This window comes from Bacillus nakamurai, assembly GCF_001584325.1.
Taxonomy (GTDB): Bacteria; Bacillota; Bacilli; order Bacillales; family Bacillaceae; genus Bacillus; species Bacillus nakamurai.
Window position 1 is genome coordinate 155,674 of the sequence record NZ_LSAZ01000002.1, and the last position, 13,270, is coordinate 168,943.

The window sequence follows — 13,270 nt, forward strand, 5'->3', positions numbered from 1 at the left end:
AATGAACTTTGCAGATGGGGGGAGGGAAGCTAAGACGCGGGCTTTATTCACAATAGAAAAGACTGTCGAAGGTTTTACGGAGAGAATAGGAGAAACCATTTTATAAAAATAATGATAATGATTATCATTATCATCATCATTATTTTTATGTATACAATGGTATAATATGCGGAAAAAAGAAATAAGCGGGAGAGGCTGCGTATGAAAACAACAGTCGGTGTTCTTATGATTTCCATGTTTATCTTGCTGCTGTCTGCATGCTCGCTTGGCAAACAAGGTCATCAAGTCACCGTCAAGCATGATTTGGGGACTGCACATATGTCGGCACATCCAAAACGGGTGGTTGTACTGGAGGTCGGCTTTATTGACGCGCTGCTTGACCTCGGCATAAAACCGGCCGGAGCGGCAGATGACAATAAACCGAAGCAGCTGATCAATCAAAACGTGTTGAAAAAAATGGACGGCTATACGTCCGTCGGGACCCGGTCACAGCCGAGTCTGGAAAAAATCGCCGCATTAAAACCTGATTTGATCATTGCCGATACGAGCCGGCATAAGGGAATATATGATCAGCTGAAGAAAATCGCCCCGACAATCGCTTTTAAAAATGCCGATGCGGATTATCAGGATACTGTCGATGCCTCGCTGACGATTGCAAAAGCGGTCGGAAAAGAGGGCATAATGGAGGAAAAATTGACGGCTCAAGAGGAAAAGCTGAATAAAGTAAAGAGAAAGCTGGATGCTGAGGGTCAATCAATTTTATTAATCGAAACCACAAATGACGTCATGACGGCGAGGGAGGATCAATTCTTCACATCCCGGCTGTTGACGCTCGCCGGTTATACGTATGCGATCGGAACAACAGGCGGCGAATCGAGCGGCGGAGCAACTGCCAATAAGAAGTTAACGCTGAAGCAGCTTTTGCAAATCAACCCCGATTACATCGTGCTTATGAGCGGGAAGACAGATAAAACGTTTGAAAACAAACCGTTGTGGAAGCAGCTGTCCGCGGTGAAAAACGGGCACGTTTATCACGCCGGCAGAAAGGAGTGGTCGCTTCGCCGAAGTGTTGACGGAGCGGACGCTATTTTAGATGATCTTGAAAAAAATATGGTTCCGTCCAAATGAAAAAGCCCAAAACGGGAAGTTTTGGGCTTTTCGTTATTGCGCCGACAAATGTCTGCTTACATTATAATCTTTGACGTGCCACTTATTCTCGATCCACTGAATATTGCTCAGGCACGCATTGACAAGCTTTGCGTTTTGTATGTCGATGTCTCCGCCTGAAATGGCTGACAACAGGGCGTGAATGGCTGCGCCGTGGGCGACGACCAGCACTTTTTTTTCGGGGAATTGCTGCTGCACCTTCACTAAACCGGCCATCATCCTGTCTGTCAGTTCCTCGTCGGTTTCCATGTTCGGGTAGTTTTTATCGGGATAGCGTTTTGACCGTTCCGGTAAAGACATTCCCTCCGCATCACCGTAGCTCCGTTCCTTGAAGTCTTCCATTTCGACGATCGGGAGGTTCAAAAAGCTGTTAATGATGTCGGCTGTTTTTCTGGCTCTTTTCATCGGGCTCGATACAATGACATCCCATGAAAAATCTTTCAAGTACTCTCCGGTTTCTTTTGCTTGGCGCTCTCCCGTCGCATTTAACGGAATATCCGTTTTGCCTTGCAGCTTTTTCTGGGCGTTCCAATCGGTCTCTCCATGTCTTACTAAACAAACGGCTGTCATAATATCTCCTTTCCGATCTTTGTTTTTAATAGATATAGTCTATTATACTGCCGTTATGCAAGCACTTCAAAGAGAAGCGCCAAACCGATGCCGCCTCCGCTGCCGATCGCTGCTGCGGCATAGCGGTCGTCCGGCCGTCTTTCCGCTTCATAAAAAAGCCTTGTGACAAGCGCCGCCCCTGAAGCTCCGTACGGATGTCCGATTGACAGAGCGCCGCCCCGGACGTTTATTTTGGAATAAGGCACCTTGAGCTCCTGTGAAGAAACGCATATTTTCACTGCAAACGCCTCGTTTATTTCGTACATATCAATATCATCCGGTGACAGGCTGTGCTCGTTCAGCAGCTTTTTTATCGCGTAAACTGGAGCCGCTGAAGGGAAATTCGGATGGACGCCGCTCACGGCGCTCCCGGCAAAGCGCAATCTCGGCTTTAATCCGAGTGCCCGCGCCTTTTGTTCTTCCATAACGCAAAGTGCCGCGGCGCCGTCAGAAATCCCGCAGCTGTTAGCGGCGGTTACGGTGCCGCCGGACAGAAACACGGGTTTGGCGCGGGAAATGAGAGCCTCCATGTTCCGTTTTTTTATCATATTTTCGTCAACGGCGAATCCGTTATAGGGCAGGATCTCCTCATGGTACAAGCCGTCTTCCTTTGCTTTTACGCTTCGTTTATAACTGAGGAGGGCATACTCGTCCTGCATCTCTCTCGTCACTGAATAGGCCTCGGCCGTGTATTCGGCGGCTATCCCCATATCGGGGTCGCCGATATGCTCAGGAGAAAAACGAGCACGTGAAGAAAAGGGGGAGCGGCTGCTGCTTTCCGCTCCTCCTGCGATATACATGCTTCCTGCGCCCGCTTTCACAAAATGGCAGGCGATTCTCACCGCTTCGAGCCCTGAACCGCATTGTCTGTCAACGGTCGTGCCGGAAACGTTTAAAGGGAGTCCGGCTTTTAAGGCTGACAGGCGGGCGAGATTTCCTCCGCGTCCCGTCGCGTTTCCGAAAATGACTTCATCAATGTGCCCGGGCGCCGCTTGGCTGAGATGGCGGATCAGCGGCGCCGCTAAATCTTCAGGAAGGCAGTCTTTCAGCAGTCCGTTTTTCTGTGCGAAAATCGTTCGTTTCGCATCTGTAATTACAGCTTCCATTCCATCATATCCTTTGCCCATTGTGTGATGGCGGCACGGGCGATTTTACCGCCCGCGGTTTCCGGTATGTTCTCTGTATACAGCCATCTTTTAGGAACTTTATATGCGGACAGCTTTTCTCTGCATTGCTTTTTCAGTTCCTTTACTCCGGCGTTTCCGTCGATCACCGCCACGGCGATTTTGCCCCAATAATCATCGGGAACGCCGACGACAGCTGCCTTCCTCACCCCGGGGCAGGCATTCAGCACCCGTTCAATTTCTTCCGGAAATACATTCAGCCCGCCGTATACGATCATACCGTTTTCTCTTCCCGCCACATAAAGAAAGCCTTCCTCGTCGACATATCCCATATCATCAACCGTCATCCACCCGGAAACATCAGGCTTAAGGCCGTTTATGTACCCTGAAAACCGCATGGGGCTGTTCACGAAAATCTTACCGGTTTCACCCGGGCGGCAGCGCTCTCCATCCGGCCGGCGGATTTCGATCCGGACATTTTGAAACGGACGGCCCGCCGCGTCTGGCTTTCGGACGCTGTCTTCTGGTGAAAGCAGCGCCACAAAACTCAGCTCTGACGTTCCGTAGAAATCATATAACAAAAGGCGGGGATAGCGGGCTGTCAGGGCTTGTTTAGCCGGAGCCGGCCAGTCCGCGCCCGAAGAAATCAGTTTGAGCGCTTTGTCGGGAAACGCCTCTATCGACATCAAGGCATCGGTCATCGTTGGCACAGTATAGAGAACGTCAGCTTGTGCCAGCCTGTTTTTTATCTCGGCCGGATTGAATTTCTTTTGGAGCATCACGGTTCCGCCGAGAAACAGCGTACTGACAGCACCGTACAAAAAGTGTGACGAACGCAGCGTACCCGGTATCAGCACGTTATCTTGCGGAGAAATACGAAAATCACGTTTCGTGCAAGAAAAGCTCTCCAGCCATGAACGGTGAGAGCGGGTGAAGGCTTTCGGCTTCCCTGCAGACCCGGAGGTAAAGCCCGTGTAAAAGGCCCGTTCTCCGCTGACGGGATGCATCGATGAAGCAGTCTCGGCATCAATAAAAGACTTACACTCTTCCCACAGCACAACAGGTGTCATGATGCCGGCGAGCCTTCCGTATAACGATGAGTCTGTAATGACCAGATCGGCTCGGCTTATGAACAGATGATCCTCGCACTCGGCCGCTGTCCAGCGGGGATCTAACGGAATTGCCGTGCAGCCGGCATGCGCAGCTCCGGCAAACAGTTGTAAAAACGGGATCCCGTTCGGCAATAAAATCGCTATGTTTTCCGGTTTATTTTCCAGGCTGTGCAGCCAGTTCGCCGTTTGATTCACAAGTCTGTTCCACTTTTGATATGTGAGCTGTTCTGTTTCTGTCTGGATCGCGATGTGTTCCGGCGTGCACCCGGCGATCGCTGAATAGGCGGATGTAATAAGCATATTCAGCTTCCTTTCGTGTAAAGCAGCTGCGATACTTGCAGCGTTTTTCTGATTCTGACGGCTGCAAACGAGGCCGCGGCGGCTTTCAGCAAATCTCCGGGCACGTACACAAGGCTGAGCTTGGCGGCAGTCCATATATCAATGTGCATCATTGCCGCCTGAACGGGGACGCCGATTACATACAAAAGCAGCACGCCGAACAAAAACTGCCTGATAAACAAGCGGGGGACGGAAACAGCGCGAAGGCTTTGAATACTAATGCTGAGCAGCAGCGCAGCCAGCGGATATGACAAGAGATACCCTGCACTCGGGCCGAAAAATACACCGAATCCGCCTCTTCCGCCGGAGAGCAGAGGTGCTCCGAAGGCTACGAGCAGCAGAAACAGCAATTGGCTTAAAAAAGCGGCTTTCGGTTTTAATATGCTTCCGGATAAGAGCACGCCGACCGTCTGGAGTGTGATCGGAACGGGCGTAAAGGATAGGAAAAGGGGCGGGATCAATCCCAATACTCCCATAATGGCTGTAAACACAGCGATATGCATCATTTCTGTTAATTTCATCATTCTTTCCTCCAGCTTTATAAAATATGTTTATACAATAAAGCGAGTCTATTTATATGTCAACTTTATTTTATTATTAGTTAACATTAAAAAGACCAGCCTTGATAAAAAAGGCTGGTCTGTCTATTTCTATTCTTCTGTAAGGATGACAAGTGAATCAACGGACGCTGCGACGTGGGATACGGCGCGGCTGACTTCTTGAAGGCCGCCGAGAAACGCCTGAAGATCAACGTCTATTTTGCCCGTCTGATCTTTGCTTGTTTTCATGCTTTGGACAATATCATCAAAGAGATGATTGATTTGCGTCATCTTTTCTTTCGTTTCGCTCACAAGTCCGTTCACATTTGTAATATGTTTTGATACGATATTAATTTGTGTATTGGTATTGTTCACAAGCTCAGATACGGTGGACACGGTTTTTTTCGTTTCCTCCGACAGCTTCCGCACCTCGGTCGCGACAACGGCGAACCCTTTGCCGTGCTCACCCGCTCTGGCGGATTCGATCGAAGCATTTAAAGACAGAAGATTGGTTTGTTCAGCGATGCCTGTAACGATGCCGAAGATTTTTTCGATTTGCTGGGCGATTTCGTTCAGCTTATCCATTTCTTCTTCAATCTGCGCGAGGCTTGAGTCGATTTTATTCATTTGCTTTTGCTGGTTTTCAAGCTCTTTTTTACCGCCGATCGATTTTTCCTCTACATGGACGGAAGTGACGGTGCCAGCTTTGGACGCCTCGGAAATGCCCTCGGATTTATCGACCAGCTCCTGAACGGCGCGGCTCGTTTCTGAAAACAAGTCAGCCAGCGAGCCTGACGTTTCCTGAATTTTTTGATGGAGGCGCGCTTTCTTTTCCTCTTGTTCGTCCCGCAAGCGGTTATATTCGGCCTGAAAGGCTTCAAGGACAAGCTGCTGTTCAAGATTCAGTATTTTCGTCGTCGCTTTTATGGCTTTTAGCAGTTCATGCAAATCAGGAATCGACGCTTCATAAATGTTCATCATAGACAAAAGCAAATCCTGAAACGCCCCCATATACCATTTAGGCTCGAGGCCGATGCGCAAATGGATGGAAGCGATGCGCTGTCTTTTTTCTATAAATTCATCATTAATGCTTCCGGCGAACATCTCGTGGATGTGGCGTCTTAATGTTTGTTTCAGCCTGTCGACTGAGCTGTTGTCGTTAATAATTGTCATTAACGATTTCTCATGGTCCAAACTTTGATAGAACGAATCGACGATATTTGAGATATGCTCCTTAATTAACGGCTGAAGCTCTTCAAGCACATGCAGTTCCTCGTCACCGAGCCTGACCATTTTCAGCTGTTTTTTTACGTCTGCATATTGATTTGAAAGCTGGATGCGGTTTTTTGCTTTCTCACCAGCTTCTGAAAAATAAGCTGTTTCTTTTTTTCTGTCTTTTTTAAATAACAATGTAAGGTCCCCCAGATATTCTCTTTTTCTTTTTATCGGTATGGAAGGAACTTGAATGAAGGAATCTTTTAAAAATATTTGCGGAAAAAAATAAAACCATTCGTTCAGAATGGTTTTGTCAATCTGGGCTGATCTTTTTCAAAGGCTTTACAGCGGGGCCTTCGGCAACTTTGCCGTCAGGTGTGAATCGGGAGCCGTGGCAGGGGCAGTCCCATGTACGTTCGCCGTCATTCCATTCAACTTCACAGCCTAAATGAGTGCACGTCGTGTCGACAAGGTGCAGGCAGCCTTGTTCATCTTTGTAGGCTCCGGCCCGTTTGCCGTTTACCGTCACGATTTTTCCTTGTCCGGGTGCAAGTTCATCCGGTGAATCGTCAGGCTTTTCGAGCTTGCCTGCTATGAGGTGTTTGGCCACGTCGGCATTATAAGAAAACAGTTTCTTCAGCCCCGGATCAGGATGGAAGCGGGACGGCGTGAACAAAGAAGAAAACGGATTTTTTTTGTTTTCAATACGGTCAGCCAAAAGGCTTGCCGCAAGCGCGGAGCTTGTCATGCCCCATTTTTTAAACCCGGTGGCGGCTAAAATATGTTCTTCATTACCTGAAATCGGGCCGATAAACGGAATTTTGTCGATAGTGACAAGATCTTGGGCAGACCAATGATACGGAATGCTCTCAATTCCGATTGTGTCTTCCGCAAATTGCTTCAGTGCTTCATAGTGTTCGGACGGCGGTTTTCCCTGGCCGGTTTTATGGCTTTCACCGCCGACAAGCACCAGTTTTTCACCCTTCATCGTCGTATAGCGCAGTGATCTGGCCGGCTTGTCAATGCTGAGAAACATGCCTTCCGGGTACGGATGTTTCGGTTTCACCGCCAGGACATATGACCTGCTGGCATACATTCTTGCAGCATACAGCCCGCCTCCGTCATAAAAGGGGAAGTGGGAAGAGCAGACAATATATTTGCACTTGACGCCGTGTCTGTTTTTCGTAACGACTTCCGGCTGCGGTTCTTTTTTTATATCTATCGCGGCCGTCTGTTCATAAATCCGCGCGCCTCTTTTGACCATCTCCTGAACGAGAGACGAGGCATATAAAAGCGGGTGAAAGTGCGCCTGATTCTTCATGGCAAGGCCAAGTTTGCAATCAACGGGGACGGGAAGCTCTTTGACCAGCTCATGTTCAATTCCGAGCTTTGTGTACGCCTCCTGCTCGCTGCGGATGTTTTTGACGCCTGATTCCGTATTTGTATAAAGGTAGGCGTCTTGTGCGGTCAGTTCGCATGCAATGGAGTTGTCCTTTATGAGCTGTTTCATATAATCCATTGCGTGAAGATGTGCTTCAAAATATAATCTGGCGCTGGTAAGGCCGAGCTGCTGAATGAGATCTGCGTAAATGAAATCATGCTGGGCGGTGATTTTGGCGGTGGTGCCCGCCGTCGTCCCGTTTAAAATCTGATCTGCTTCAATGACAGCGACACGGAAACCTCTTTTGGTCAGCTCGTATGCCGTCGTAAGACCCGTAATTCCTCCGCCGATGACCGCCACGTCACACTCTGTATCTTCAGTTAAGGCCGGGAAGGAAGGAATGTCAGCCGAATTCCGCCAATAAGAAGCCGGTTCCTCGTTTGAAAAAGTAGTCAAGTCGGATACCTCCTCTGTTGTATATTCTTAATTTTTCCATTATGCGTCTATTCATACATGAAACAACCGTATAAGATGTTCAAATTACTCATAATATAGTAATTAATGTAAAGGAGTGATCAGATTGGCGAATCAAAAAAAGAAAACTTTACCGCCGCAGCATCAAAATCGGCAGCCCGGATTTGAATATGTAATGGATCCACGCCCCGTTTTTGATAAGCCGAAAGCGGCGAAAAAACTTGAAGGAAAAACAGCGATTATTACGGGCGGCGACAGCGGGATCGGACGCGCCGTTTCCGTCTTATTTGCGAGAGAAGGCGCAAATGTCGTGATCGTATACTTTGATGAGTATCAGGATGCGGAAGAGACGAAGCAATATGTTGAAAAAGAAGGGGCTAAGTGCCTGCTCATAGCAGGTGATGTCGGAGAGGAGGCCTTCTGCAATGATGTCATTCGTCAGGCCAGCCAAGCCTTTCCTTCCATTGACATCTTAGTCAACAACGCGGGGGAGCAGCACGTGCAGCCGGGAATTGAGAAAATCACAAGCCACCAGCTCATCAGAACGTTCCAAACGAATATTTTTTCGATGTTTTACTTAACAAAGGCCGGGCTGCCGCATTTAAAAAAAGGAAGTTCGATCATTAATACGGCTTCCATTACCGCCTATAAGGGCCATAAAACATTAATCGACTATTCGGCAACAAAAGGAGCCATCGTTACCTTTACAAGGTCTCTTTCCCAATCATTGGTCAAACAGGGCATCCGGGTCAACGCGGTTGCTCCGGGTCCTATTTGGACGCCGCTTATTCCGGCGAGCTTTTCCGCAAAGGAAGTGGAGGTGTTCGGCTCAGACGTACCGATGGAACGCCCGGGCCAGCCGGTTGAAGTAGCACCGAGTTATCTATACTTAGCAAGCGATGATTCCACATACGTCACGGGACAGACGATTCACGTGAACGGCGGCACCATTGTGAATGGATAATATAAAAAAGCCAATCCATATGGATTGGCTTATTCACTCTGTTTGAGTGCTGCATATTCTTTAGAAAGCGTAAGGAACGCTTCTTTATCTTTATTGTCAAGGGCTTTATTGATTTGGTTTGTCAGCATGGTGAGCCGACGCTTAAACAAGGATTCATCAAGCACCATTTGAATGTAAATATCGGCCATTGTCACATCGAATTCATTTGTTTTTTGCGTGTTGCGGGACTTCATGAGCTCAGTGTACGATTTTTTCTCTTTCATAAAGAATCCCCCCAATGCCTTTTTTATAGTATATGGATAACAACCGGAAAAATCAATTAATTTTTATAATTTTTAGACAACTAATACTTGGAAATATATCGACATATCCTGCAAAATGCCGAAAAAACGCAGAGTATAATTTATGTGAAACTGACGAAAAAATGATATTTAAGTAGTATTTTATGACTAAAATATATCATTAAAAGATGATTTTGGGCTATTTTCAAAAAAAGCCTGTCGTTTTCCGATTACAGATGATAGATTATTAGTATAAATTTTGAAAAAAAGGATTGGAGGCTGCACATCATGTGCCAGAAAACACACGCACCCTTAGAAAGCTATGAAGTAAACCGCTCAACAATCGCCGTCTTGCCGGAGGAAATAGACGGAAGAATGGGCTCAAAAATCATTGAAAAAGACTGCGTTCTTTATGTCAGCATGAAGCCGATTCACATCATTGACAGAAGCTGCCGCTATTTCGGCTCCAGCTATGCGGGAAGAAAAGCGGGAACGTACGAAGCGATTAAAATTTCTCACAAACCGCCGATCATGGTGGACCCTTCGAATCACATCTTTTTATTCCCTACCCTTTCTTCAACAAGGCCCCAATGCGGCTGGATCTCTCACGTGCACGTCAAAGATTTCAAACCCACGGAATTCGACGACACGTCGGTCACTTTCTCAAACGGCAAAACAATGGAGCTTGAAGTGTCTTTTCATTCTTTCGAAAACCAGGTTTACAGAACCGCCTATCTCAGAACCACCTTCCAAGACAGAATGGGCAGCCACATCCCGAAACGGCAGGAATTCATGCTGTACCCGAAGGAAGAGCGGACGCGGATGATCTATGATTTTATTTTGCGGGAGCTGGGGGAGAGGTATTAAAGAGAGATGTGATGCGGAGGGACAGGCCCTTTCCTTTTGGGGAGGGCTTTTTCAACGGTTTTTGTTCTATCAGACGCTTGATAGAAAGTAAGAATAAAACAGCAACATATCAAAAGCGTCCCTCCCAGCTTATGTGTTAAAACGAAGTGACGGCTTTACGAGGAGGGTCCGGTATGGATGAAAATCAATTAAATGAAAATATCATGCTGATCAATCTTCCGTCAGCATTTGATTTCAAAGCAAATCTTGGCTATTTAATGCGTGAAAAAAATGAGTGTATGTTTCACATTGAAGGAGACACAATCACACGGGTCATTGCCGTGGGAGACATTCGGTCGTTAGTGCAGATCAGCGCAAATGATCAGAATCAATTAGCCGTTCATTTTCTGAAGGGAACGAGGCCTGAAGAAGAGCGGCACCGGGATCTCATTAAGGCCTATATGAAAGAGTGGTTTGATCTCGACAACGATCTTACCCCTTTTTACGAAATGGCAAAAAACGATCCGCTGCTGAAGAAACCGATTGAGGATTTTTATGGGCTGCGTCATGTGGGGATTCCTGATTTGTTTGAGGCTTTGTGCTGGGGCGTCATCGGCCAGCAGATAAATTTAACATACGCTTACACTTTAAAAAGAAGATTTGTTGAAAAATTTGGTGAAGCGATGGAGCGGGATTCAAAGACATACTGGATGTTTCCGACATTCGATAAGATCGCCAAACTCACAACGGAAGACTTTGCGGATATGAAAATGACGGTAAAGAAAAGTGAATATATCATCGGCATCGCCCGGTTAATGGCTGACGGGGAATTGTCTAAAGATCTATTAATGAACATGAAAGATTTCAAACGCGCGGAAAAAAGTTTGATAAAGATTCGCGGCATTGGCCCATGGACGGCTAACTATGTATTAATGCGCTGCCTCCGTTTTCCGAATGCCTTTCCGATTGATGATGTCGGATTAATCAATTCCATAAAAACATTGGCAGGCATGGACAGAAAACCGACAAAAGAAGAAATAACGAAATACGCTGCGCCTTGGAGGAATTGGGAGTCCTATGCCACGTTTTATTTGTGGCGGGTGCTTTATTGAGTGATTGAAAAACCCTTCAAAGAAAGGGTTTTCAACTGTTTTCCCCATGAACCGTACGTCCCGGATAGAATTTCTTTTGCTCATCAAGTGCATTTTCTTTTGCGGTTATATCGTGAGGTTTGATTTTCCATACGGCGGTTTTGCTGCCTAAGGAAGAACGGTATTTTTCTACGTGTGTTTTTGAAAGGGGAGTCTGATAATAGTTCGGTACATATTTATCAAGCATCGCCTGCATCACGGCGGTTGCTTCGTCTGCGTCCGTGACCATCTCAACAGTTCCCCCGGCGACGACGCTCATATAAGCAGTGTCTGTTTTTGCCGGAATGGGGCTGACCAAAGTCCCGTAATGTTCGCTTACAGTAAAGCAGGCTTTCGGGTTGGTTTGAATGATGCCGATTTTTCTGCCTTCAGACGCTCCATGGAAAAAAAAGCACCCATCCTTCCATATAAAATTTAAAGGGATAACATAAGGTGTATCCTGATCTGCCAATCCGAGATACCCGATCTGGGTCTTCGTTAAAAAATCATCAATGCGCGTCTGATCTGTACATTTTTTGTAGGATGCCCGTACATATGGTTTCATGTAATCTCTCTCCTCATCTATAGGTTATAATGATTGTATAGAAACACTGTCCGTTCTAAAAGAGACAAATTTGATAAAATGGATGGGGTCAGATGGAGGTCCTATGTTAGAATTTACTCCTTTATTAGTGAAGACAAACAGAATTCCGATTTACGTGCAATTGTATCAGTACATCAAGCAAAAAATAGAAGACGGCGATATTCCGGAAGGAGCGCTTCTCCCTTCCATCCGGTATTTATCTGAGCACCTGCATATCAGTAAAAATACAGTTGAAAACGCGTATCAGCAATTAGCAGCGGAAGGGTATGCGGAAAGCAAGCCGAGAAGCGGGCTGGTTGTCCTCCCCTTAGAGCAGCCTGTTGCTTTGCCCTCTTTCCGAAAACCTGAGCAAATGCCAAAACCGGCTGAAAATGAGAAAGACAATATCATCTGTGACTTCCGGTACGGTGACATTGATGCGGAGTCATTTCCGCTGCAGACGTGGAAACGGTGTTTAAACAAAGCGCTGACGGATGACCCGGAACAGTTATTGCTGTCCAATCAGGGAAAAGGAGATATCGGCCTCCGAACTGAATTATCAGGCCATTTGTTTCAGGCGAGGGGGCTTCAGTGTTCCCCGGAGCAAATCATCATCTGTTCCGGCACTCAAAACGCCCTCAGTCTCATGATTCAATTGCTTTCTTTTAAAGATCGCACCATCGCCATGGAGAACCCGGGGTATGCGGGAGCCAGGTCTGTTTTTATCAATCATGGCTGGAACGTGAAGCCGATTCGCCTGGAACAGGATGGTATCGATACCCTGCAGCTTCAACAGATGAAGGCAAAAGCGGTCTATATTACGCCCTCTCATCAATTTCCGTATGGCATGGTGCTGCCGATTCAAAAGCGCCTATCCTTATTGGAATGGGCAGACCTGCATGACAGTTACATTATCGAAGATGACTATGACAGTGAATTCCGATATCAGGGCCAGCCGATTCCTTCATTAAAGGCTTTGGACGCAAAAGACAATGTCATTTACTTGGGGACATTTTCTAAATCATTTTTGCCGACCGCACGGTTAAGCTGCATCGTCCTGCCCCAAAGGCTGCTTGAAGTGTACGGCCGGAAATTCATCCATTACAGCCAATCGGCTTCACCAATGATTCAAAAGGCATTATATCTATTTATGAAAGAAGGATATTTTAAAAGCCATGTCCGTAAAATGAGAAAAATATATCAGAAAAAGCACCAAACCTTGATTCAGGCATTACACAAACAGATGGGCGGGCACATTGAAATCATCGGACAAAAAGCGGGGCTGCATTTGTTGGTAAACGTGAAGGACAGGTCTGCGGCAGAACTGGTGGATAAAGCACAAGCAGCCGGTGTCAGGGTGTATGATACATCTTCATATTGGATCAATCGTGAGGAGGCTGAATCATCATTGGTTATCCTCGGCTTCGGCGGACTTTCAGAGGAGAAAATTGAGGAAGGAATTTCTCTGCTTCGGGGAGCGTGGTTTGCGAGCGGGCAGTAAAAAAA

Annotated in this window: 13 protein-coding genes and 1 pseudogene; 5 read left to right on the forward strand and 9 right to left on the reverse strand. The window is 46.9% G+C overall.

Annotated features, from left to right (window positions below; all coding sequences use genetic code 11):
- Positions 1-201: 201 nt before the first annotated feature.
- Complete coding sequence (locus AXI59_RS01365; protein ID WP_061527171.1) at positions 202-1,128, forward strand: ABC transporter substrate-binding protein; 927 nt, start codon at positions 202-204, stop codon at positions 1,126-1,128.
- A 33-nt stretch (positions 1,129-1,161) separates the two neighbouring features.
- On the opposite strand, the gene AXI59_RS01370 is transcribed toward AXI59_RS01365, so the two are convergent.
- The 7 genes and pseudogenes from AXI59_RS01370 to AXI59_RS01395 all read right to left on the reverse strand — a co-directional run bounded on the left by AXI59_RS01370 (position 1,162) and on the right by AXI59_RS01395 (position 7,942).
- Complete coding sequence (locus AXI59_RS01370; protein ID WP_061521472.1) at positions 1,162-1,737, reverse strand: histidine phosphatase family protein; 576 nt, start codon at positions 1,735-1,737, stop codon at positions 1,162-1,164.
- A gap of 53 nt (positions 1,738-1,790) precedes the next feature.
- On the reverse strand, positions 1,791-2,882 hold the full coding sequence (locus AXI59_RS01375; RefSeq protein ID WP_061527172.1) for an acetyl-CoA C-acyltransferase: 1,092 nt from the start codon (positions 2,880-2,882) through the stop codon (positions 1,791-1,793).
- A complete protein-coding gene (locus AXI59_RS01380) occupies positions 2,870-4,312 on the reverse strand; it encodes an acyl-CoA synthetase (protein ID WP_061527173.1) in 1,443 nt (480 codons plus the stop codon). Before AXI59_RS01380 ends, AXI59_RS01375 begins: the two co-directional genes overlap by 13 nt.
- A gap of 2 nt (positions 4,313-4,314) precedes the next feature.
- Positions 4,315-4,872, reverse strand: coding sequence for a biotin transporter BioY (locus tag AXI59_RS01385; RefSeq protein WP_061521475.1), 558 nt, complete (start codon positions 4,870-4,872; stop codon positions 4,315-4,317).
- A gap of 129 nt (positions 4,873-5,001) precedes the next feature.
- Positions 5,002-5,517 (reverse strand): methyl-accepting chemotaxis protein, encoded by a 516-nt coding sequence (locus AXI59_RS20770; RefSeq protein WP_412030954.1) that lies wholly within the window; start codon positions 5,515-5,517, stop codon positions 5,002-5,004.
- 288 nt (positions 5,518-5,805) lie between these two features.
- Positions 5,806-6,183, reverse strand: a pseudogene (locus AXI59_RS20775) (protoglobin domain-containing protein); the annotation flags it as partial.
- Between the two features lie 235 nt (positions 6,184-6,418).
- Complete coding sequence (locus tag AXI59_RS01395) at positions 6,419-7,942, reverse strand: FAD-dependent oxidoreductase (RefSeq protein WP_061527174.1); 1,524 nt, start codon at positions 7,940-7,942, stop codon at positions 6,419-6,421.
- 124 nt (positions 7,943-8,066) lie between these two features.
- Here AXI59_RS01395 and AXI59_RS01400 point away from each other — a divergent pair, with 124 nt between their 5' ends.
- A complete protein-coding gene (locus AXI59_RS01400) occupies positions 8,067-8,924 on the forward strand; it encodes an SDR family oxidoreductase (RefSeq protein WP_061527175.1) in 858 nt (285 codons plus the stop codon).
- Between the two features lie 29 nt (positions 8,925-8,953).
- On the opposite strand, the gene AXI59_RS01405 is transcribed toward AXI59_RS01400, so the two are convergent.
- Positions 8,954-9,187 carry an IDEAL domain-containing protein gene (locus tag AXI59_RS01405; protein WP_061527176.1) on the reverse strand — a complete coding sequence of 78 codons (234 nt, stop codon included), beginning with the start codon at positions 9,185-9,187 and terminating at the stop codon, positions 8,954-8,956.
- A 306-nt stretch (positions 9,188-9,493) separates the two neighbouring features.
- On the opposite strand from AXI59_RS01405, the gene AXI59_RS01410 reads away from it, so the two are divergent.
- Together AXI59_RS01410 and AXI59_RS01415 are read left to right on the forward strand one after the other, a co-directional pair.
- Positions 9,494-10,072: a competence protein ComK gene (locus AXI59_RS01410; protein ID WP_061521480.1), complete on the forward strand. Its 579-nt coding sequence runs from the start codon at positions 9,494-9,496 to the stop codon at positions 10,070-10,072.
- 173 nt (positions 10,073-10,245) lie between these two features.
- Positions 10,246-11,163, forward strand: a complete 918-nt coding sequence (locus tag AXI59_RS01415; RefSeq protein ID WP_061527177.1) for a DNA-3-methyladenine glycosylase family protein — start codon at positions 10,246-10,248, stop codon at positions 11,161-11,163.
- Positions 11,164-11,194: 31 nt separating this feature from the next.
- Here AXI59_RS01415 and AXI59_RS01420 read toward each other — a convergent pair whose 3' ends face one another.
- On the reverse strand, positions 11,195-11,746 hold the full coding sequence (locus AXI59_RS01420; RefSeq protein WP_061527178.1) for a pyridoxamine 5'-phosphate oxidase family protein: 552 nt from the start codon (positions 11,744-11,746) through the stop codon (positions 11,195-11,197).
- A 103-nt stretch (positions 11,747-11,849) separates the two neighbouring features.
- Here AXI59_RS01420 and pdxR point away from each other — a divergent pair, with 103 nt between their 5' ends.
- On the forward strand, positions 11,850-13,265 hold the full coding sequence (pdxR, locus tag AXI59_RS01425; protein WP_061527179.1) for a MocR-like pyridoxine biosynthesis transcription factor PdxR: 1,416 nt from the start codon (positions 11,850-11,852) through the stop codon (positions 13,263-13,265).
- Positions 13,266-13,270: the final 5 nt, after the last annotated feature.